General features: G+C 51.4%; 13 protein-coding genes. 9 read left to right on the top strand and 4 right to left on the bottom strand.

Going from position 1 to position 23,793, the window contains the following annotated elements; translation table 11 throughout:
- Nucleotides 1-42 precede the first annotated feature (42 nt).
- The 3 genes from SH451x_RS06465 to SH451x_RS06455 all read left to right on the top strand — a co-directional run bounded on the left by SH451x_RS06465 (nt 43) and on the right by SH451x_RS06455 (nt 3,435).
- Entirely contained in the window at nt 43-1,056 is a 1,014-nt protein-coding gene (locus SH451x_RS06465) for a hypothetical protein (RefSeq protein WP_479361629.1), read from the top strand.
- Between the two features lie 758 nt (nt 1,057-1,814).
- A complete protein-coding gene (locus SH451x_RS06460) occupies nt 1,815-2,093 on the top strand; it encodes a hypothetical protein (RefSeq protein WP_479361628.1) in 279 nt (92 codons plus the stop codon).
- Between the two features lie 58 nt (nt 2,094-2,151).
- The gene (locus SH451x_RS06455) at nt 2,152-3,435 is read left to right on the top strand and encodes a DUF5722 domain-containing protein (RefSeq protein WP_479361627.1); all 1,284 of its coding nucleotides are present in this window, start codon (nt 2,152-2,154) and stop codon (nt 3,433-3,435) included.
- Here the strand turns inward: SH451x_RS06455 and SH451x_RS06450 are convergent.
- The gene (locus tag SH451x_RS06450) at nt 3,425-5,944 is read right to left on the bottom strand and encodes a U32 family peptidase (RefSeq protein ID WP_479361626.1); all 2,520 of its coding nucleotides are present in this window, start codon (nt 5,942-5,944) and stop codon (nt 3,425-3,427) included. The genes SH451x_RS06455 and SH451x_RS06450 overlap by 11 nt on opposite strands.
- Nucleotides 5,945-6,257: 313 nt before the next feature.
- Here SH451x_RS06450 and SH451x_RS06445 point away from each other — a divergent pair, with 313 nt between their 5' ends.
- A complete protein-coding gene (locus SH451x_RS06445) occupies nt 6,258-9,236 on the top strand; it encodes a TolC family protein (protein WP_479361625.1) in 2,979 nt (992 codons plus the stop codon).
- 569 nt (nt 9,237-9,805) lie between these two features.
- Here the strand turns inward: SH451x_RS06445 and SH451x_RS06440 are convergent.
- Nucleotides 9,806-10,255: a hypothetical protein gene (locus SH451x_RS06440; RefSeq protein WP_479361624.1), complete on the bottom strand. Its 450-nt coding sequence runs from the start codon at nt 10,253-10,255 to the stop codon at nt 9,806-9,808.
- Between the two features lie 267 nt (nt 10,256-10,522).
- Between SH451x_RS06440 and SH451x_RS06435 the strand changes: the two genes are divergently transcribed.
- On the top strand, nt 10,523-10,861 hold the full coding sequence (locus SH451x_RS06435) for a hypothetical protein (protein WP_479361623.1): 339 nt from the start codon (nt 10,523-10,525) through the stop codon (nt 10,859-10,861).
- A gap of 474 nt (nt 10,862-11,335) precedes the next feature.
- Here SH451x_RS06435 and SH451x_RS06430 read toward each other — a convergent pair whose 3' ends face one another.
- The gene (locus SH451x_RS06430; protein ID WP_479361622.1) at nt 11,336-13,162 is read right to left on the bottom strand and encodes a phospho-sugar mutase; all 1,827 of its coding nucleotides are present in this window, start codon (nt 13,160-13,162) and stop codon (nt 11,336-11,338) included.
- Nucleotides 13,163-13,453: 291 nt separating this feature from the next.
- On the opposite strand from SH451x_RS06430, the gene SH451x_RS06425 reads away from it, so the two are divergent.
- The 4 genes from SH451x_RS06425 (at nt 13,454) to SH451x_RS06410 (ending at nt 20,680) form a co-directional block, all read left to right on the top strand.
- Nucleotides 13,454-14,692, top strand: a complete 1,239-nt coding sequence (locus SH451x_RS06425) for a PQQ-binding-like beta-propeller repeat protein (protein ID WP_479361621.1) — start codon at nt 13,454-13,456, stop codon at nt 14,690-14,692.
- Between the two features lie 63 nt (nt 14,693-14,755).
- A complete protein-coding gene (locus SH451x_RS06420) occupies nt 14,756-15,598 on the top strand; it encodes a DUF1559 domain-containing protein (protein WP_479361620.1) in 843 nt (280 codons plus the stop codon).
- A gap of 534 nt (nt 15,599-16,132) precedes the next feature.
- Entirely contained in the window at nt 16,133-19,267 is a 3,135-nt protein-coding gene (locus SH451x_RS06415; RefSeq protein ID WP_479361619.1) for a PSD1 and planctomycete cytochrome C domain-containing protein, read from the top strand.
- A gap of 15 nt (nt 19,268-19,282) precedes the next feature.
- Nucleotides 19,283-20,680: a DUF1501 domain-containing protein gene (locus tag SH451x_RS06410; RefSeq protein WP_479361618.1), complete on the top strand. Its 1,398-nt coding sequence runs from the start codon at nt 19,283-19,285 to the stop codon at nt 20,678-20,680.
- Between the two features lies 1 nt (nt 20,681).
- Here SH451x_RS06410 and SH451x_RS06405 read toward each other — a convergent pair whose 3' ends face one another.
- Nucleotides 20,682-23,759, bottom strand: a complete 3,078-nt coding sequence (locus SH451x_RS06405) for a beta strand repeat-containing protein (RefSeq protein WP_479361617.1) — start codon at nt 23,757-23,759, stop codon at nt 20,682-20,684.
- Nucleotides 23,760-23,793: the final 34 nt, after the last annotated feature.

Below are 23,793 nucleotides of genomic sequence, written 5' to 3'. Positions count from 1 at the left end.
TTGATTTTCTTAAGTTCTGTTTAGGTTGCTTTGGAGTTAAGTATGATTCGTCCAGGTCTAGATTTTCATCATGACATTTTTTCAAACCGGTTCGCGTGCGTAGTATCACGCACTTCGCATAGTCGATTTGGTAAGGCCCTTGTCATCGCTTCGGCTTTTGGCTTCTTGTTGCTCGGCTCAAGTGCGCGGGCTCAGTTTCCTTCGACGAGTGAGGGACCGGGACTATCTGTTTCCGCAACCGAATCGATCGACCTCAAGCCGCAAAAAATTCGCCTCACTATGTGGATTCAGGCCCAGGGAAAAGACGCGAAATCAGCAATATTGGCTTTAAACAAACATAAAGACAAAGTCTCGAAAGACCTAGAAGCCATGAAGTCGGTTAAAGAGAGCGTAACTTTCTCGGCGTCAAGACTCGCCACTGCTGGCGATAGCGACGAACAACGCATGATGCAGATGCGGATGAGAGCAATGCGGTCGAGTGGACAAGATGGAGCAGATATCAAGATGCCGCAAGTAGTCACGGCGAAGTGTGCTGTGAAAGCCGAATGGCCGCTTCCAGTCCAAGAGGGCGATGCACTTACTATTTTGCCGGCCGCGCTTCGGGAACAAGTCGAAGCTCGTGATCTTGCCGGAAAAGAAAATCGCGCTGAGCTGAGCGACGAAGAGAAAGAACAAATGGATGAACTTGACGAGATGATGAGCGAATCGTATGGCTACATGAGTTCCAGCGACGACGAAAACACTCCCCAGATTCAGTTCGTAGGTGTGCCGACGTCCGAAGAGACGACAGCGATTACCAAGAAGACCTTTGACGCGGCGGCCGCGAAAGCTAAAACGATTAGCGACGCGGCAGGAATCAAGACAGGCAAACTTCTGTCCGTTGCAATGCGATTTAACGACGCAAGTGAGTATCTTGATATGGCCAGAGCGTATGCCGTCTATGGTTCAAGAAGCCCAACACCAATGGCTGCAGGTTCGGGCAACGAAGTCCTTTCGGATCATGTGGATGAACTCAAGTATTACGCTAATGTTGCTTTGGTTTACACGATCGAATGATGCGCGGCGATTGCGCCGAGCGGGGAAGGTTACCCCCAAGCGACGTCAAAGAAGGGGCTGTAATTTGAATTGTATCGTTGTCTGATCGAGTGCGCCTGGAAAATCTGATTCACGAATGGCAATGGCTCAGTCTGGGCAATGCGATTAACCAATCTCTTTTGCTCCCTTCGCCCCTGTCTTCAGGGGAGAAGGGTTGGGGATGAGGGGCTACCCTCCATCAAGAAGCATCGCCAGACGGTCCGATTCATAACGCACGACCGCAATTTTATCGGACGCAGTGATTTTGACACGAGCTAACCGAGCTATATCCATCCTGGAAATCAAAGAGACCATCAAAAATCGGCAAATCAGTCTCGGCCGTCAACAAAAGTCCTGTATCCGTACATTCCGCGGTTCCAACACTATTTTGATTTTAGAATCCGGCATTGATAATGCAGTGTCGTAGATGCCACCTTACGTTCTTCGGGCAAAGCTCGAGCACGAAGCGGCCTCGGAAAATATCTTCGAATTGGCAGGAGAATGAGGGCAGAAGAATAGATCCCTGCCTTCATTCTTTTGTCATCATCCTTCGCTGCATCTCGAGCTACGAAGTAGCAGAATTCACTAGCCTGGGGTGGAGCTGAGGTACGAAGCGGAACCCCAGGTTGCCAGGCACCACGAACCTGAGCTGCGAAGCTGCGCCATTAATTGATGTAAATCAAAAAGCGAATTCAGGCGAGGTCGCTCCGGTTCGCGATTAACTTACCGCACAACTGCGCTTGAACAATTCAATTCTCGCTCGCATTCCCGAAAACGAATGGCGCTGCTTCGCAGCTCAACCCGATGCCCGGGCATCGATACCTTGGGTTGGCACCCAAGGCTCGAAAATGCCGCTGCGTTCGCAGCTCAGTACAAACCAGCCGATCGAAGTAGTCGCATGGTCTCGCGGTCAAAGTCCCGCCGCCATTGAATCTGAATCAGGCAATAAAGTCCTTTCTGATCATCTTGATCAACTCAAATATTACGCCTATGTTGCTTTAGTCTACGCGTTCGTTTGATATGCTTTAAGTTCGCGAGGCCATTGGTGAAGGCTTCCCCTCAAACTGAAATCGTCGAATGACCAAGTTATATACGCGTCTAGCGTTGTTCCTCTGTACTATTTATGTTCCGCAAGCAGCGATTGCGCAGAGCGACGAAGAATACCCGCAAGCGACCTCGAAGAAAGGGTTGCAAGTTGAACTGGTCGACGACGCGTTGGAGCTGGGCATCAAACATGCCGCGTTAAACATCGACCTCTGCCGCTTGGTCGACGTTGAATTCCAAGAAACGACAACACGCTGGGAGATGGATGGCGTCCAATATTCGTTTCGGCAAGACTACCTGAAATCGCTAGACGATCGCGTCAAAGTGCTTACAGACCAGGGCGTCCTTGTAAATGTGATCCTCTTAACATACTTGTCGCCAAATCCGCACGTGAACGGCGTCATGATTCATCCGAATTGTGATGCGAATGCACCCAATCGATTAGGAGCTTTCAACACAGTTTCCGAAGAAGGCAGAAATTGGCTCCGTGCTACGCTCCAGTTCCTTGCCAATCGATGGTCACGTGAAGATCGCCAGTACGGTCGTGTCGTCGGCTGGATTGTAGGCAACGAAGTCAACTCTCATTGGTGGTGGTCCAATATGGGGCACGTAACCATGCAAGAGTTCGCCACAGAGTACCTCAAAGCAGTCAGAATAGTCCACGACGCCGTGACTTCACAAGCTCGTCACGATCGCGTCTATATTTCGCTCGAACACCACTGGGGAATCCGATATCCAACTGGCGACGACTCACAGAGCTTTCCGGCGAACGAGTTCTTGACCTATTTTGCTCAGAAGGCTCGAGAAGGTGGCGATTTCGCTTGGCATCTTGCTTTCCACCCATATCCTGAAAATCTCTTTGAACCTCGCTTTTGGAACGACACCTCGGCTACAAACAGCATCGACAGTCCACGTATTACCTTTAAGAATATCGATGTGCTGCCACGTGCTTTAAAACAAAGCGAATTTCTTTATCAAGGTCAACCGCGAAGAATCATATTAAGCGAACAGGGATTTCATACGCCCGACACCGGCGATGGTGAATCTGTGCAAGCCGCGGCTTATTGTTATGCCTATAAGAAGATTGAAGCAATCACCGAAATTGACGCCTTCATCTTGCACCGCCATGTTGATCATCCCCACGAGGGCGGTCTAATGTTAGGTCTTCGCAAGTTTACACCTGCTGGTAATGAAGATCGGCCAAAGAAAAGAATCTACGATTGCTTCAAAAATGCTGACACGCCGCAGTGGGAAGAAGCGTTTGAGTTCGCTCTTCCAATCGTGGGGCTCGATTCTTGGGATGAAGCTATAAAATAGCCAGTGGGTTTCGTGGCTGTTCCATCGTGCCACGAGTAACTCCGATGCGGTTATCCGCCTTCAGGACCTTCCACACTTCCGCGGCAGCGAGTTCGCCGTTCAGAAGAGCGAGGTAAAGCGGGACAAGCTTGTCGATTTCCGCAGTGCTAGAATTCGGTAGCAATTCAACGCGAAAGTGTTTGACACCACGTTGCACCAAAGTTGGCACTGCCTCTGCTCCACTTTGTGCCCTTCCGTTGTAAAGCGTATTTCGACAACCGATATCTGCATCCAAGACATGTTCTGTGCCAACACGGTCCCGCAACTGGACTTGATGGCGATCGCAAGGACGCCCACAATTGCTCTTGTTAAATCCTGGCGAAAGAACTGTACAGAAAACGCAGTGCTCCATATGAAACATCGGCATATGCTGGTGAATCACAACTTCCAATCGATCGGCTGGCAACCATTGCACCAACTCTAAAAGCTGATCTCGATTCAAGTCATAGGACGCGGTGACTCGTGCCAAACCTTTTGACAAGAACCACCCGGCGGTGATCGGGTTCGTTATGTTGAGCGAAAAGTCGCCAACCATTGGAATTGAATGCTCACGAGCAAAATCCACCGTTGCAAGATTCCGCGCGAGCCAACCGTCAGCTTCGCGTTTGAGCAAGGATCGCAACAAGCCCATTTCGCCTGGCTTTTGTATTCGTAGAGGCACAAGGGTGATTTTCGCACCAGCAGCATGTGCCATGTCGACCGCCTGTGCATATTCCCGAATGTCATGGAATTCAGCGTACACATTCTTGATACCCTGGCCAAGCACAACGGGCAGTTGCTTGAGTGATCGGCAAAGAACATGCAGCGTCGGCACTTCGTCTTTTGCAGCAGAAGTTAGATTGCCGTCACCAAACGCATCTCGCACACGCACTTTCCATAGATCGGCACCGTAACAAGCATGTGCTCTTAAAAAATCAACTGAGGTTTCAAGCTCAGCTACCATTCGCTTCCGCAATTCCCCAAGGACGCTGAGAGGCACCATTGGCTCCCCTTCGATCTGCCCCTGGACAGTTCCTATTCGAAAAGGCGTGCCCCCGAGTCGGCCAAATTGTTCGGTGAATAATTCGATCGTAGCTGGATGCTTCCGTGCAGCTTGCAATTCCGCTTCACTTTGAAGCTCAAAGACATCTTCTCCGCACCGCACTTCGATTTGAAGTGGCTTCCCGACAATCGCCGATACCTTGAGATCGACTGGTGTGGAGTTCTCGGTCACAGCCACTCCATCGCGGCGACGCCATTTCTTTGAATGCGCAGGAGAATGCGTCAAGTAGATCTTCCGCCCAGCTAAATCTTCAAACGGTGGCACGGTCCCTCGCTGAAGTTGGATGGCGACCTTTCCTGCTAATGGCAGATCGGATAGTTGCCGCGATTTCGAAATCCCATAGATGCGTCCACCAATCTCACTCCCAGAGCTCCGGTCGCCTTCGATTACTATACCGTCCCCCTTGGTCAAAGAGTGCACAAGATCGGCATAGATCCATTCACCACGGACTTCTTCGACAGTACCGACCAGAACGCCTCGTTTGCTGCTGGATAGGCCTGGGACAAGTCGCTTGTGATTGCAGCCCTCCAGCCACCCGGGCGAAAATCCTCTTGAAAAGCTCAACTCCATCTCCAGGCGATCCGATTCAGTCGCAGGCTTGAACGCATTTCGCAAGGCGGCATCGATCGCTTGGCGATAGTGCGACACTATGTTCGCCACGTACTCAGGCGACTTGAGTCGGCCTTCGATCTTGAATGAACTCACGCCAGCGGCAATAAGGTCCGGTACATGGTCATAGGCAGCTAAATCCAACGGCGATAGCAGATACTTATTCGCCTCAAGGTCAATCTGTTTGCCATCGCATATTAAGTCGTAGTTGAGCCGACAGGCTTGAGCGCACTGACCGCGGTTGGCCGATCGACCTCCCAACGATTCGCTTGTTAAGCACTGTCCGCTGTAGGCAACACAGAGAGCTCCATGTACAAACACTTCCACAGGAACCTCCGACACTGCAGTGATTTTGCGGATCTCCTGCAACGAGAGCTCTCGCGCAAGCACTATTCGTTCAAGCTGCAGATCCTTCAATCCTGCCAACGTTTCCGCCGAAGTGATTGTCATCTGCGTGCTGCCGTGGATCGCGAGTGTTGGGGCAATTTCTCGGATCAGTTTTACCGCCCCGATATCTTGGACGATGACAGCATCAACACCCGCTTCCGCAATGCGACGCACGTTCTCTTCAAGTGCCGCCAGTTCGTCGGTGAATACTAACGTATTTAATGTCACAAACCCGCGCACATGGTTCTGATGCAGCTCGCGGATCAGGCCCGGTAAATCATCGAGATGGAAATTCTTTGCGCGAGCCCGAGCGTTAAAGCCGACGTCGAGACCAAAATAGATGGCGTTCGCACCATATTCAATCGCTGCTCGCGCACACTCCCAGTCGCCGGCTGGAGCTAGCAATTCAGGAGCGGAAATTTTTTCAAGCATTTTTGTTTGGTTTTATTCGGTTGCCGAGCAGAACTCGCGGGCTTCGACGGTGATGTCGCATTCGATTCGCCATGCATTGTTTCTGCAACCGTTAAAGTTGTCCAGCGATTTCACATCTACCACGTTAGGATTGGCAAACTTGGTAAGTATGGAAAGACACGCAGTCGCGGAAGAATCGTAATCGAAAGTACAACCCGACCAACCGATACAGGAACGTAGTACGAATGGGTTGCAGGGTGAAAACTCGCGCAGCCAGAGGCACCGCATGGGTCGGCAGCGCCTCACCGCAAATCGTAACAGGGAAAGTTACACGATGTATAGCAACAAAGTATCGAGTTTACCGCCGCGCACAACTTCGATCGAAAAAAGACGCCATCGCATTGCGTCGAAGTCGATCCAGGTAAAACGAAGACTTCTTGCTCTCGCCGTCGCGACTGGCTTCGCCGTCTTCTCTAGTGGTTGTACAAGAACCTATCATCGAACTCGAGCTGATGCCGAGACAGGCGTTTTGATCTCGCAGAAAGTTGACGCCGCTCAAGTCGACACCATCCGCAATGTACAAGTCGATCGCGCGTCGCGTATGTTCGATCCGTTCAATCCCGATCGTCCGCCGATGCCTGAGGACGATCCGACTGCGCATCGTTACATGCGAATCATTGATGGCAAGAAACATTATCCATTGTGGTATGTAAACGGACGGACCAATTTGGCCGAATCGCCCGATTGGTGGCAGTTCTTGCCGTTGGACGAACGAGGCGTATTGGTCCTGGACATGGATCAATCAGTACGCATTGCTCTGTTAAACTCACCTGACTACCAGGAAAACCTGGAAACGCTTTACCTCTCCGCGTTGGACGTTAGTACAGAACGCTTCTTGCTGGACAATCAGTTCTTCGGCGGATACAGCGCGTCGATCGACTCATCGGGACCAGCACGTCGCGGCAATGGCGGCGAAAGCAGTACCGTAGTTAGCACCGGAGTGTTCAGCCGCGGTGACCGCCCACTCGGTTTCTCACGCAGTCTGTCAACCGGAGCGACCTTTGCCGCTGGACTAGCGAACTCACTGACATGGCAGCTGAGCGGTCCAGACACACAAAGCGCGAATACAATCTTGGATTTTTCACTGTTCCAGCCATTGCTGCGAGGTGCTGGTCGTGACGTAGTACTCGAACGTTTGACACTTGCCGAACGTACGCTACTGGCCAACGTTCGAGCCTATGAGCGATACCGCGTCGGTTTCGCTCTGACAGTGACAGCTGGCCGAGCTGAAGAAACAGGCCCCAATCGCCGCGGTGGTTTGTTCGGTGGTGCTGGTCTCCAAGGATTCACGGGGTTAGGTGGGGGATTCGGCACCGTGGGAAATGCTGGCGGCGGAGGTGGCGGTGGCTTTGGCGCCGCAGCTCAAGTTCCATCGGCTGGCGGTTACCTTGGCTTGCTTCAAGACCAATTGGAAATTCGAAACACGCTCGAAAACACAGCCCGCCTTCGCGATGTTCTATTACAATTCGAAGATCAGCTAAACGAACAGTTGACCAAGATCCCCGAGACTCAGCAAACGATTCCGCAACAAGAGTTGCAGGTCGCACAAGCACGGCAAGCTCTGATCAATGCGCAAAACACGCTTTTGAACCTGCAAACTGCCTACGAACTAACGCTTGACCAATTTAAGCGAACGCTGGGATTGCCGCCTTATATCTGTGTGGAGATTCGCGATCCATTGCTAGATCAGTTCAACATCGTCTCGACCGAGATGCTTACTCGACGAAACGAGATCTCAACGTTACGTGAGACCGTTGGACGAAATAACTCTGAGCTCTTGGGCTTGAGCGAAATAGTCAATGATGACGATGGAATTGGATCGTATCGGATTCTGCCGATCGACGAAGAAGTCCAGGATCTTCTCACGCAGCAGTACAACAACGTCAAACGGACTAAGACAATCCTAAACTCCCTCAAAGAAAATGATATTCCGCAAATCCGGGGGGACTTGAAACGATTGGAAGGTCAGCTTGGTGAACGTTCTACACAGCTAGCGAGATTGCGACAGATCCTTAACGAGGAGCGAGATGCAATCTGTGCAATCCTACCGACCAAAGGTTTGGATGCTGCTCTGCTACAAGACGAGGAGCTTGTTAAGTTGCCCGCAATTCTTGAGCTCGAGATCGGACGTGTCGAACAAAGACTGAAGAAGTACACCGACCAGTACGAAAAACTGTTGGTTGACATCGAAAAACTCGCTTCCGAAAAAGTTGCACCGCCTCTTGAACAACCCGATCGCAAGCTTCCAGCGAACAACAAGGCTCGGTTGCAGTTCGAAGAAATTCGTGACAATGCAATTTTGCAAAGCCAAGAAATTCTTGCTGCAATCAGCGATGAAATCCTGGCGTTACAAGTAATCCAAGCTCGTGCTCGCACCGAAAGCATTGTGCTTCCCGAAGTCGATATTACTCCCCGCGAGGCCGTTGACATCGCTCGAGTAAACCGATTGGACTGGATCAATAACCGAGCGGCGTTGGTCGACCAATGGCGATCTATCGAAGTAGTAGCGGACCAATTGGAAAGCTTCCTGGACGTGACCTTCAGTGGTGACATTCAGAACAGCAACGACAATCCGTTCTCCTTCCGTAACAACACAGGTCGCTTGCGAGCTGGCCTGCAATGGGACTCGCCACTAACACGGCTTCAAGAACGAAACCAATATCGTCAGGTGTTGATCGAGTATCAACAAGCGAAGCGAACGTTCTATCGCTATGAAGATAGTGTGTGGACGACCCTGCGGAACGAGCTACGCTCGATTCGTTTGAACCAGTTCAATTTTGAATTGCAACGCTACGCGGTTCGCATCGCGGCTCAACAGATCACGCTGAACGGCGACATTCGAGCAATCGGCGAAGCACTTCAACAACCAGCTGGTCCAACGGCAGCCCGTGACTCGATTCAAGCTCTGGGCGCTCTGCTCGATGCGCAGAATACCTTGATCGGCGTTTGGGTTAACTACGAAGCTCAACGGCGCAACTTGAACCAAGACCTTGGAACGGCACGCGTGGACGGAGAAGGCATGTGGGTTGATCCAGGTCCAATCACGTCCACCAATATCTCACCAGCGATGATGATGGGTGGAATGGTTGAAGGAACACCGTTCGACTTGGAGCCAGTTGTGCCCGGTATTGAAGGCACTACAATGCCTGAAGTATCCGTTGCACCGATGGACCCAACCAACATCGAACCGCTTAACTTAGACCAACGCGGTCCAGTCGTACCAGAAGCAGTTCTGCCGGCGGAACCCAATTAGTAAAAAGTCGAGCATTGCGTTCAACACGAACCGGAGGCCGCGAGCGACAATCAGCCGCCTTCGGAATTCACCTCATGTGCATCATTTGTTGCTGCGTTCGAAAACGTGTACGGCGGTTTGCCAGCCAGCGATCCGCTTCTCAGGCATTGCGTACGCAGCGTCTCGATCTCTAGCGACATTTGACAATTTTGAGCAGCACTCGATCATCGGCGAGGCTCACGCGCATTCTCGCGCCACACTCAGAACCGGTCAAGCATTTCCGTCGTTCAAGCTGCGGGTCTGAGAAACGGGTAAAATAATGAAGGCAAGGGAATAGTGCAAAAACTCATTCTTCTGCCTTCATTCTTCTGCCTTCATCTGCAGGAAAGTTTATCCTGCTTGCCTTAGGGATAAATGTACAGGAGCTGCGGCGTACGAACACCAGCAAGTCATTCGCACACAAGCGGCGTTTTCAACTCCGAGCTATTGCTTGGTTATGCACAGATTGTGCATCGAAGAATTGAAGACTTCGGCTGGGCGCCTGAATCGGGGCTTCTTTGCGATTCGGACAACAAAGGTGCGAGAAAAACCTAATCTTTCAAACGCTTAATTGCGGGACTTTCAGCCAGCTTTCCATACTCAAGCACATCAAAGCTGACATCAAAATTAAAGCCTATCGTTGCGACTTCTTTCAAGTATCGTTCGCCCATTCCGCGATCTATCATAAATTCAGAAGGCCACTTTTCTCCACTCTCATGTAACCTCGTAGTTCCAATAACGTAATACAGCTCGTTTGGCTCCAACAAGTCAACTGGCTTCGAACATGGGTAGATTGCCTCAAACGGTTCTCCATCCAAACTATAGAAACGAAAAGCCTGCATTGTTAACGTTTGTTTCCCGCCAATTGAGATGCTTTCGAACTTGCCTTCCCCGTAGTGAACGAGAGACGCGTCCATTCCGAGCTCTCGGGTTAACTTCGCAGCATCAATACTCGTATATAGCTGAGTATCGCGTTCGTGGATGATGCTTGATCTGGTCACTTTCTCGCTGCAACCGGATGTCCCGATACTGATTGCTAGAAAACTGCAACTCGTCAAGAAGCTCCGCGACCTGTTTCTGACACGTATCGCAACACATTCAGTCATAGAGTTCAGCCTAACTTCCTGCAATCTTCGACAGTGGTTGCATGCTAGCGTGACGCATCAAATAAACCAAGATTACGACAGACGCCGCACTCGTGGATTGGCCGGGTCTTCCTCAAGTTACATGATCTCTCATTGTGGCTTTGCCACTACATCGAGTTTGTCATGATCATGGCTAACCCTGCAAGTATATTCGTCGGTATTCAAATCTTCAGTGAAGCGGACATAGCTAAACTGACAACTGTGAGAACGCGCTCTCTCGCCATGGAAATCATCAAGTATCACTACCCGCTTCCAACGGTATCAATATTCCATTCGGCAAAAATCATAGCTGCGAGCATAGCAACAGATTTGCACTTTGCTGTCTTAACGCAGCCTCGGATACCTTTTCGTTCAGAAAAGTACGTGGCAACTCGTATGTATTTCCCGTCAAATTTAACAACATCAATGCCGATTGGACAATTGAATCTGGATTTGGAATTGTATCTTGGTAACAATTCGTAACTCTCACAGTCGATGGAAAGTCTCAAGGGTAGCCTGTGAACTTGTTCAGCAAAATTCATCATCCCTTCTCGTCTAGCAAATCCGCGAACTCCCTTATTGGATTCGTAACATAACACGCCATCATGTTTTGAAATCGAGATTCGCTCATCGACAAATAACATACTTGCGACTTCACCTTTAATCTGCTGCAGGACGCCAGGCCGAGACACTGTCCCACTCTCATTCCCAATAGTTATTCGACCGTGAAGAGGGGCGTTGCGTATCGCAAATCTAATAGTATTCATACCAGAGTCGAGTCTTCAGTTGGCGCTACCGGGAGAACTATGCGACAAATACTCAGCAAGTTTGAATCTGCGACAACTAGATTCAAGCTGCTTCCTTTTTCGTCGCACCTTGCAAATAAGCGGGCGAGACGCCCACGCTCCGCAAGTTTTTCGCATGATCAGCCAGCCCTTTGAATCTACTTTACGTGCATCATTTGATGCTACGGGCAAAATCTTGTACGGCGGTTTGCAAGCCGGCGATCCGCTTTTCGAGCTTTGTCGTGGCAGCGTCTAAGTCATGCGACTCGGCCGGTGGCAATGAGCTGAAGAAATAGAATTTTACTTTTGGCTCCGTACCGCTCGGACGGACTGCGACGTAGTTACCCGGTAAATCCAAATCCATGATGATCATATTACCCTTGGGTGCATCAATTGGTTTAGAAACACCGTCGCTGCCACGAACCGTCAGCGATTCATAGTCGCGGATCTGAGCTATTCCAATATCACCCAGCTTTTCTGGCGGATTGGTTCTGAAAGTTGCCATGAGCTTCTTCATTAGTTCCATGCCCTGCGAGCCTTCCATCTGCACATTGATCAGTTCTTCGCGATGCAGCCCGTGCTTCTTGTACAAATTGTCTAACTGCTGATGCAGTGAAATTCCCTTGGCCTTTAAATCTGCAATCAACTGAGTCATCAAAAGGCAAGCTACCGCGCCATCTTTGTCGCGACAGTATGTACCGATCAAATAACCATGGGACTCCTCGGTGCCGAACGCAAAATGCTCCGGCCCGCGATCGTCCATCAGGCCGGCAATCCACTTAAAACCAACATGGATATTGTTCTCACTACGAGCTCCATACGACTCAGCTATCTTGCCGGTGAGCATCGAAGTGACGAGCGTCGTGATCACATAATCGCCAGGCTTGCTCAGTCCCAACTCTTGTCGTTTGCGCAGTACAAAGTCGGCGAGCAATGCACCTATCTGATTGCCGTTGATTGTCTTCCACTCACCGCTAACATCGGTCGTGACCGGAGCGGCAACTCCCAGCCTATCGCAATCGGGATCTGTCGCGAGGATGACGTCATAACCGTCTTTACGTGCCAGCTTGATGGGTTCATCAAACACGACGACATTTTCAGGGTTACTTACGTGCCCCGGAACATTTGGAAAGTCTCCGCTGGGTTCCGAATGAGGACCGTAGACGGTCACATTCTTGAAGCCTGCATCGTCGAGCACCGGAAGAACTGCGAATGAACCTACACCGTGCAATGGAGTGTAGAGTACTTTACAGTCGCGAGGGCCTGGCCAAGCATAGTCACTCAAGGCTTTCCTGAACTTTGTATCGATCTCTTCGGTAACCATGTGTACTTTGCCTTGGTCGACCGCATCGGCAAAGGGGGTTGTCAGGATGGTTTGGACGTTCATCACGCGATCAATAATTTGCTTGTCATACGGTGGCAGCACTTGACCACCTGTCGACCAATAAACCTTCACCGCGTTATCGCTAGGAGGGTTATGCGATGCTGTGACCATAATGCCACAATCGCATTGTTTCTCACGAACAGCGAATGACAACTGCGGGGTAGCGCGATAGCCGTCCAGGAAGAAAACTTCGAAACCGTTTGCAACCATGATCGAAGCGCACAATTCCGCAAAATGTCGTGAGCGGTGACGCGTATCGTAAGCGATCGCACAACGCAGCCCAGCATCCTTGCCTTTGTATTCGAGTACAACTTCGGCGAGCCCCTGAGCACTTTCACCGATCGTTCGATCGTTGATCGCGTTCGAGCCAATCGGATACATACGACCGCGACGTCCCCCCGTTCCGAACGGGATGACTGTCCAGAAAGCGTCATCCAGTTGCTTCCATTTTCCCGACTCAATATGTTCCAGCACTTCGGGCAAGTACGTTTCGTATCTCGATTCGGTAAGCCAGCGTTCGATGTTTGCGACCGCTGCAGGCGTTAACTGGCCATCATTTTGAGCTGTTTTTAGTCGACTAATCGCAGTTTCGATCTCGGCTTTAGGCTGATTCATTATTGGGCGTCGCAGATGTGTTTGGTAAAGAAGTTGGTCTACTTGATCGCAGAGTTCATTTATAACGATCTCGCGTCAAATGTGGAGCCTAGGAACGTCATCTAATTAGGGTTGCAACTCAGCTAGTAACTCGATTTTTAGCCTCATCGCAACTCTGGTCGCATTACGGTAGAAGATTTTTGCGGTCGATACGCGGAACGGCAGATTTTCGGCTACGATAAAGCTTTACGTTTTTGCTAAGCTAGCGGGAAAACTCCGCAAACTTTTGCCATTTTAAATACTGGGATAGCTATGAAGATGAATCGTATTCTGTTTGCATGTGCCTTGGCGTTAAGCTCTTCCACCCTGAATGCAGATGATTGGACGCAGTGGCGCGGCAATGACCGCGATGGAAAGTCTGCGGAAAAAGGTCTCGCCGACAGTTGGCCAGCTAGTGGTCCTAAACAACTTTGGCGAGTCGACGGCCTGGGTGGCGGCTTCTCAACGCCCGCAGCAGCAGATGGAACGTTATACCTCTTGATTAACCAAGGGATGGACCACGAGGAAATTGTTGCTCTTTCAGTCGACAAGGGCTCAAAGCTTTGGACCACCAAGATCGGTGCTGTCGGCAAGAATGACGGCCCGCAATACCCTGGCGCGCGTTCAACGCCCACAATCGACGGAGACTCGCTTTACATTCTTGGTTCTGCCGGTGATCTTGTCAGCCTCGATACGAAATCTGGTGCTCGCAAATGGGCCAAGAACCTGCCAGCTGACTTCAAAGGCAAGCCGGGCCAGTGGGCGTATACAGAATCGCCATTGATCGATGGCGATGCACTGATCTGCTCGCCGGGTGGCGCGGAAGCAACCGTTGTAGCGCTCAACAAGAAAGATGGCTCGCTGATTTGGAAAAGTGCTCTGCCAGATGCCGATGACGCGAGTTATTCTTCTCCGGTCAAAACTGAAGTTAATGGAGTCAAGCAGTACGTGCTTTACCTTGCTAAAGGCGTGGTTGGACTAGAAGCAGATAGTGGCAAGTTATTATGGCGATATGAAAACACCGCCGACAAAAACGCGAATGTCCAGACTCCCGTCGCCAGCTCAAACTTTGTGTATACCGCTGCGGGACGTGTCGGAGGCGGGCTGGTCGATATCTCGGGCGGCACGAAACAGCCCAAAGAAGTTTACTTTGCCAAAGCGATGCCGTCAGGAATGGGTGGCAGTATCTTAGTCGATGGTAGCCTTTACGGATCATCGGGCGAAACGCTAATGTCGATCGACTATGTCACCGGAAAGACGAATTGGCAAGTTCGCAGCATCGGCGCCGCAGCACTTTGTTTCGCCGATGGCAAGCTGTATTTGCACGGCGAGAACAATGATGTTGCGATGGTGGCTGCCACGCCGGAAAAATATACGGAGCTTGGCAAATTCACACCAGAAAACGCACCAGACCGTGGGAACTCGAAAGCTTGGGTTCACCCCATCATCGTCGATGGCAAACTGATCATTCGCGATGTGGGCACAATTTGGTGTTATGACATCAGGGGCTAAGAGCGTACCTGTTAGTTCACATCACAAGAATTGTTTGCGACAAGTTTTTGCGGAGGAAGAGAGATGTCCAACGATTCGGGCAACACAGGAAACCAGCCGGTCAATACGACAACGCCATACGATACGACCCCATATGGAACTAACGAAGCAAGGCCGCCCAAACGAGGCAATGCGGCGATTGTTGTGATCTTGTTAACGGTGTTTGCCACGTTGGGTGTCGTAGTGATTTGTTGTGGTGCACTCTTGTTGCCAGCGATCTTGCAGGCCCGTGAATCAGCACGCAAAATGTCTTGCTCGAGTAACCTTCGCCAAATCGGAATTGCCTTAGCAACCTATGAACAGGCCTTTGGGAGCTACCCTCCAGCGTACACGGTTGACAGCGATGGTAACCGCTTACACAGCTGGCGGACTCTGCTGCTGCCATTCTTAGATCAGAAGAGGCTGTACGATTCTATTGATCTGGAAAAGCCGTGGAACGATCCCGCCAACGCAGCGGCGCTAAATACCCAGTTAGCACTGTATCGGTGCCCTTCGTCAACAGGCGATAAAAACTTGACCAGTTATGTTATCGTCGAGGATCCAATTGGAGTATTTTCAGGACCGAATCCGACCAGGATAAGTGCCATCAGCGATGGGCTGAGCAACACTGTTTTGGTTGTTGAACATTCTGCAAATTCGGATATCGTGTGGATGGAGCCGAGAGACTTGACGACCGATGAGTTTATTTCGATGGCAACACAGCGAGCGGGACTTTCGATGCATGCTGGAGGATTCCACGTAGTCTTCGGAGATTCGTCGGTCAGGTTCATTGCTCAAGAGGAGCTTGACGTTGAAATGCTCCAGAGCTTTGTGACTGCCAGCGAGAGCGAAGTGATCAACCTCCCGGATGATGAACGTTTGGAATGAATTGGGTTAGGTTGTAATTGCATCTACGTAAATATATCGTCCATATGCATCGCTCAAGCGCATCGTAGCTGGCTTCGCCCAGAAGCCGGGGATGTATTGGAAAGCTCTGCCGTTTCGTCACGAGCACTACTGGGCAAGCAAGCAGTGGCACCCGTTTTCAGGAACTGTTCGTAGTACCGCCTTTAGGCGGCGGCACGCGCAAATCAAGCGCATCGTAGCTGACTCCGCCTAGAAGCCGGGGATGTATTGGAAAGCTCTGCCGTTTCGCCACGAGCACTGCTGGGCAAGCCAGCAGTGGCACACTTTTCAGGAATCCGCATCCAAATGGAAGCCGCACCCAACTTCAACCGCGTTCTGGGCGAACGCAGCTACGGAAGTAGGGAGACTTGGCTAATGCAGCTACGGAAGAAGGTGACTTCGTTTTTAGCCGAAGTCGCTGTCAAAACGGGTTCACTGGCTTATACTTGAATACTCGAAGCGATTTGTTTTCGATCCCCTCGCTCGATCCCTCCCCTTTTTCAGTCGACCTGCCTCATGCGACTTGATCTACCAATACGACTGTACATTTGCCTGGCAAGTTTCGCGTTGACCACTGTTGCAAGAGCGACAGCGGAAGATTCAACGCATAAACTGCAATTCAGCCGCGACATTCGGCCATTACTGTCCGACAACTGTTTTCTTTGTCATGGCCCGGACGAAAGCACGCGGAAAGCAGACCTGCGGCTCGATGACCGCGATGAAGCCATCGACTTTGGTGCCTTTTCGCCGGAGCACTGGAGTGAAAGTGAAGTTCTCGCACGGATCAGCTCGACCGACCCAGACCTGCAGATGCCGCCTCCAGATTCAGGTAAGGCGTTAAACGAGTCTCAGATTGCAAAACTTACCAAGTGGATTTCCGACGGAGCAGAGTACGAGCAGCATTGGGCGTTTCTACCGCCGCAGCGGCCAACCCTCCCGAAACTTGCTAGCTCCAATGCATTTGTCGGCTGGAAGACTCCGATTGATCTATTTGTTCGCAACCGGCTGGAACGCGAGAATCTGACAGCGACGCAGTCTGCTGACAAAGCAACCTTGACCCGACGACTCTACCTCGACATCACCGGTCTACCGCCGACTCCAATGCAGATTGATGATTTCTTGTCGAGCACTTCACCGAATGCGTATGAAGAACTCGCAGATAGGCTACTCGACTCACCACACTATGGCGAACGTTGGGCCCGTTGGTGGCTCGATGCAGCCCGGTACGCCGACAGTGATGGATATGAAAAGGACAAGCAACGCGAAGTCTGGTTTTACCGCGATTGGGTCATTCATTCGCTCAATAGCGACATGCCATACGACAAGTTTATCATTCACCAAATCGCGGGTGACTTGCTTCCGAATGCCGGTCAAAATGAAATCGTCGCCACCGGCTTCCTTCGAAATTCCATGGTGAACGAAGAAGGCGGAGCTGACCCGGAACAGTTTCGAATCGAAGGCATGTTCGATCGCGTCGACGCCATCGGCAAATCGATCTTGGGTATAACCACACAATGCGCACAATGCCATACGCACAAGTATGACCCGTTAACTCAGCACGAATACTACCAAATGTTCGCTTCATTGAACGATTTTCATGAAGCGATCGTGACAGTTTACACGCCCCAGCAGAACGCTCAACGAGCCGAACTAAAAGAAAAAGTTGCAGCTATCGAAAATGAGCTGCAAAGTGCCCACGCCGACTGGTCCGCTCAAATGCAGCAGTGGTGCGAAACGACTGCATCTCAGTTGCCTCGCTGGACGACGGTCACACCGACAAGCGTACCGTTTGACGGGCAGAAGTTTCGCATACTTGACGACGGTTCGGTCATCGGCGAAAGCTATGCCCCGACGTATACAACCGTCGTACTGCCAACAGAGGTTACAAAGGAACAAGTACCGTCCGGGCAGATTACTGCCCTGCGTTTGGATGCGTTAACACATGCTCAACTGCCTCACAACGGCCCGGGTCGGTCGATCTATGGGACTGGCGCTCTTACAGAGTTCGAATGCTCGTACGCGCCCGTCAATGATCCAGCGAAGAAATCGAAAGTTAAGATTATTCGCGCGTTCTCAGACGTGAACCCGGACCAAGTACCACTGCCAGCAGTCTATCGCGAACGTGAACCAGAGAAAGATGAACGCATTACTGGACCAATCGATTTCGCGATCGACGGTGATTCCAAAACAGCGTGGAGTACCGACTGCGGGCCGACGTTTCGAAATCAAAACCGACACGCTATCTTTATTCCAGAAACGCCCATCGAAGTGGGGGATGGAATCACTCTTGAGTTTTCCTTGGCTATGAATCACGGCGGCTGGAATTCGGACGACAACCAGAACTATTTGCTCGGGCGTTATCGTTTGTCCGTAACTGATGCTGCCGAAGTTGAATCGACAGCCGCCGTCCCTTCGATAGTCGAAACTGTCCTTCAGCAGGAAGCTAGCGATTGGACGGATGAACATAAACGTCTAATCTTCGCATATTGGCGAACGCAGAAGAGCGAATTTGCCGAGGCAAACGCTGCAATTGCTGAACTTTGGAAGTCCCATCCTGAACCGGCCAGCCAGCTTGCCGTTCAACAGCTGGAAGAACCGCGGGAAACGTTTGTCATGCTGCGTGGCGATTTTCTGCAAGCGGGCGACCGCGTCAAACCTGCAACGCCAGCGTTCTTGAATTCCATGCTAAGCGACGACGAACCAGACCGGCTGCGTTTTGCGCGCTGGCTAGTCGCTCGCGATTCGCCGACCGCGGCGAGAGTTGTCATCAATCGCCTCTGGCAGTCGTATTTTGGACAAGGGATCGTCACAACACCTGAAGACTTTGGTTACCAATCACCGGCTCCCGCGCACCCTGAGGTACTCGATTGGCTGGCTGTTGAACTTATGGAAAACGACTGGAGTTTGAAACACATCCATCGACTAATAGTCAATTCCGCCGTCTATCAGCAGTCTTCGCACACAACCGATTCTTTGCTTGAAAAGGATCCAAGTAACACTTTATTAGCCAGGGGGCCTCGCTTTCGAGTCAATGCCGAAGTTGTCCGCGATATCGCTTTGTCAGCCAGTGGACTGCTGAATGATTCGTTAGGCGGACCAAGCGTTTATCCTCCAGCGCCAAGCTTCCTTTTTGAGCCTCCCGCTAGTTACGGCCCCAAGATTTGGGCGTACCGGCCAGACGACTCACAATACCGCCGCAGTTTGTATGTTCATACGTATCGTTCAGTGCAGCATCCGCCACTACAAGTTTTCGATGCTCCCAAAGGAGACGCCGCTTGTGTTCGACGTGAACGCAGCAACACTCCGTTGCAGGCGCTTGTTTTACTGAATGAGCCTCAGTTCATGGAATGTGCTCGAGCACTTGCGACACGCACGTTGCGCGAAGGCGGGGCAGAGGATGAAAGCAAGCTAGTCTATGCACATCGACTTTGCACGAGCCGAACTCCTGATGCAGTTGAGCTAGAAGTACTTCAAAAACTTCTTGATCAGCAACGCGAGCGTATTAGCAATGGTGAAATCGACCTTCAAGGAATCGTTGGGGTCTCAACGCAAGTCTGCTATCAATTAACCGGCCAGCCAGCCGATGAAGTGGCACCGTGGATTGTGGTCGCTCGCGCGCTGTTGAACTTAGATGAGACAATTACCAAGTAACATTGGATCGGAACTATGAATACAATCGGTCGTCGTTGGTTTATTCAACAGTGTGGGTTCGGACTAGGGCATGTCGCGCTGGCTAGCCTGATGGCACGAGAGTCTTTTGGAGCGAAGGAGATCCTAAACCCACTTGCGGTCAAGGAGCCTCATTTCCCTGCGAAGGCCAAGAATGTAATCTTGCTATTCATGGGTGGTGGTCCCAGCCAATTTGAAATGTTCGACTACAAACCGACACTCGAGAAGCTGGATGGAACATTGCCGCCACCCGATTTGCTAAACGGCTATCGAGCGGCGTTTATCAATCCGAATTCAAAACTCTTGGGACCTAAGTACAAATTCGCGCGGCATGGTCAGTCGGGGGCCGAAACTTCGGAACTCTTGCCACACTTGGCCACCGTCGTCGATGAACTGTGCATTGTGCGGTCCATGAAAACAGATGCGTTCAATCATGCTCCAGCCCAACTGCAGATGAGCACCGGTTCACAGCAGTTCGGACGCCCTAGCATGGGCTCGTGGGTAACTTATGGTTTAGGCAGCGAAGCCAGTGACTTGCCGGCTTATATTGTAATGAACAGCGGCAATAAAGGACCGAGTGCGGGCAGCGGCAACTGGAACAGCGGTTTTCTGCCCACTATGCATTCAGGAGTCGAATTTCGGAGTGCTGGCGATCCCGTACTGTATCTCTCGAACCCTGCTGGGATCGATAGCCTGATGCAACGACAGACGCTTGACGCAATCAATCAGCTAAATCGCAGTCGATTAGACGTTGTGAATGATCCTGAGATTGCAACGCGCGTTGAGTCCTATGAAATGGCTTTTCGAATGCAAACAAGCGCACCTGACGTAATGGCGATAGAAAAAGAGCCACAACATGTACTGGACATGTACGGTGCCGAGCCTGGGAAATCATCCTTTGCAAACAATTGTTTGCTTGCGAGAAGGTTGGTGCAAAGGGGCGTACGATTCGTGCAACTCTTTCACGAGTCTTGGGACCAACATGGTTCACTTAAGGCCGATATTAAACAAAATTGTGAAGTCACCGACCAAGCAACTGCAGCGTTGATCAAGGATCTCAAACAGCAAGGTATGCTGGATGACACGTTGGTAATTTGGGGCGGCGAGTTTGGTCGCACGCCTATGGTTCAAGGCGGCAGTGACGGACGAGACCATCATCCAAATAGCTTTACTGTATGGATGGCTGGCGGCGGCATGAAGCCTGGCATAACCTATGGTTCCACCGACGAGCTTGGTTTCAACGTGGCCGAGAACCCAGTTCACGTGCATGACTTGCACGCGACTATCCTTCATCAGTTGGGCTTCGACCACAAAAAACTTACCTATCGCTTCCAAGGCCGTGACTATCGACTAACCGACGTGCACGGCAATGTAATTCACGACCTGCTAGGTTAGCTTAAATTGGCTGCTGGTCTATCTCGTTGATCAGCGTTTCGATTTCGGTAAAGACGACATCACCGCGATCGTCGAAGGCAAAGCTTCCACCGTCGGGACCGTCCTCTTCGAACTGCGGATTAGTAGTGCCGACGGTTTGAACGACCAGCGAATCGCCAACTGCGCCTACGTTATCTCCTCCACGGATACTGATGCGAGTGTCCACTTGCGGCGTGACGTCAAAGATGTCGTCGCCTCCCAGCGAATGAAACTCGAGGCTGCGGAGGGCATTGTCAAAGGAGAATGCTCTCGTCGGACCTCCCGACACTGTGAACGCTACGAGATTGGGAGAAACCGTAATCGTGTCGTTTCCCTCGCCGCCAACCATTCGTACGTCGAATGCATCGCCGCTGAACGTGTTATCGGAGACAGTTCCTCCAGCCCCCAATAGAACGATCATTGCGCCTTCATTGTTGGTAAAGGACGAACCGCTAACGTTGATTCCACCGCCATCGCTAAAGATTTCCGAGCCTCGCCCTTCATTAGCGATATTGTTGGCAAAGGTCGAGCCCTGCGAGACAAGTAACGCTCCGCCGTTATTAAAGATAGCTCCACCGCCTTGATCAATTCCGGTCCCGAATGCCACATTGTCGGTAAAATCTGAACGTACAACAGTCATCACTCCAGAGCCATTCCAGAGAGCTCCGCCTTCAGCGGCGGCCACGTTACCCTGGAAGATCGAGTCACCGATGCGAGTACGTCCGCTTCCTGTTACATGGATACCACCGCCGTTACCGGGATTGCCGGTGACCCCGTCGACCGATCCAGTGACGTTCGAGAGGAATTGGACACTGCTAATTACTAGCGCATTGCTTGAATTCGAGTTGTCCTCGATGCCGCCACCTGCGCGCGATGCAAAATTGTTCGAGATAGTCGTATCGAACACAGTTACGGAGCCACCTTGATCGTTAAAAATCCCGCCACCACTTCCAGAAGTCCCGTTGGCAGTGTTGTTATCGATCGTCGAGCGAGTGACGCGCAGAATTCCGCTAAGATTGAAGATTCCGCCGCCCCCCTCCGTTGCTGTGTTTCCCGCAGCAGTATTACCACTTACATCAGATTGATTGACAATCATCGTACCGGATCCGTTCCAAAGTCCACCACCTTCCGAGGCGGCGAAATTGTCCACGATATTCGATCTATCGATCATTACATTGCCGCTACCCGTCACATGAATCGCGCCTCCACTACCAGGATTTGCCACAGAGCCAGGGCCGCCAGCGGAGTTTTGCGACAGGGTTGCTCCGGCAATCGTAATCGCATTGGCAGAGCCCGAATTATCTTCGATGGCCCCACCAGCTCGGTTTGCAGTGTTCATTGCGAGCACACTATTTCCAATAATGATCGAGCCACCGACATCGTTGAGAATCCCGCCTCCACTCCCCTGCAAGCCGGATGCAACATTGCCAGAAACAACGGCGTTCTGTATCTGAACAATTCCGCTTAGGTTGTATATCCCGCCACCGCCTTGTGTCGATTCGTCGCCTTGTGCTTCGTTCTGCAAAATTTCGCTTGATTGGATGGTCATCTTGCCGCTACCGTTCCAAAGACCGCCACCTTCGGCAGCCGCGAAATTCTCTGAGACAAGTGAATTCTGAATTAAAATGTCACCAGCACCCGTTACGTGCAAGCCGCCACCATTGCCAGGCGCTGCGTCTGTGCCAGCGGCGGTGTTGCCGACCAGTTCGACGTCAACAAGCCGTACCGACGTGACGCCTTCAACGTCGCCCACGTCTTCAATTCCGCCTCCCGCTCGTTCGGCATAGTTCGATTGAATTCGTGCTCCGATCACCAAAACAACACCGTTGGTAGCATTGAAAATACCGCCTCCGCTGCCTGCTGCACCTGAGGCAGAATTTTCAGAGATCAAGACTGGCGCGGTGTTCCCACGAACGGTCAACTGACCGCCGTTGTTGAAGATACCTCCACCACCATCATCGGCGGCATCACCGAGAGCGACGTTTTGTGAGATGATAGTTCCGTCGGCGACGACCATCGTTCCAGTCGCTGAGTTCCACAAACCACCACCTTCGCGGGCCGCAGTATTACCGAGAATGTTGGAATTGATGAACCGGGTTCTTGCTGCGCCGCTTACATGTACTGCACCGCCGTTTCCAGGATTCGCAGCCCCAGCGCCGCCATTGACATCGTTGTTGACCAACCGACTCGAAGACATTTGCAAAGAACCTGTGACGATTTCAATTCCGCCACCCGCGCGATTCGCACTATTTTCGGCGATCGTAACATCTGCAAGGTTTGCCGCCCCAGCGTTGATGAAGATCCCACCGCCGTTCCCAGACGCTCCACTAGCGATGTTCTGACTTATGCCTACTGCAAGGCCATTGTCGTATGTTCGCAGCAGCCCAGCGTTCTGATAGATGCCTCCACCACCGTCAGTTACCGCGTCGCCAGTCGCTTCGTTGGCAACGATTGAGGTTCCTTGTGTTAGGACCAAGATGCCTCCGTTGTTAAAGATCCCACCGCCTCGTTCGGCAGTGTTGTTGATAATTGTCGAAGAACGGAGGACGACTCGGGTTCCTGCATCCATGTAGATGCCACCGCCTTCATCGGCTGCCCCGTTCTGCATGTACATGTTGATTAGAGCAACGCTATCAGCTCCTTCCGTGATATTAAAGATTCTGCTGCTCGCACCCCCGTCAATAACGACAGGCGAATTGGTATGATTTTGAATGGTGAGTGAGTCAGAGATTTCCAGCTCGCCGCCTGTCAACACGATTGTCTGACCTGCGAGCGTTGGCGCAAAGCGAATTCCATCCACTCCATCCGAGCCAGCAGTGCCCGCCGCAGCATCACCCACTGCGGTGTTTGAGTTGGACGCCATGACGGCTTCACGAAGGCTGATCAGTCCATCTTCCGCAACGGTATCATCAAGAGTGTCAACGATATATGACGTCAGCAAAACACGAGTCTCGAGTGGCTCGGCCAACAACATTCGCCTTGATCGCTTGATGGCACGTGAATCGCGCCGGACACTTGTGGAACTTTTTCGGATCGATCGTTTGATCAGATTCAACTTCATCGTTTGACTCGCTTCTAGCAAGGAGAGAAATACT

Source organism: Njordella aestuarii, assembly GCF_056494165.1.
Note: the sequence above shows the minus strand (reverse complement) of the source record. Positions and strands in the feature narration are given on the sequence as shown.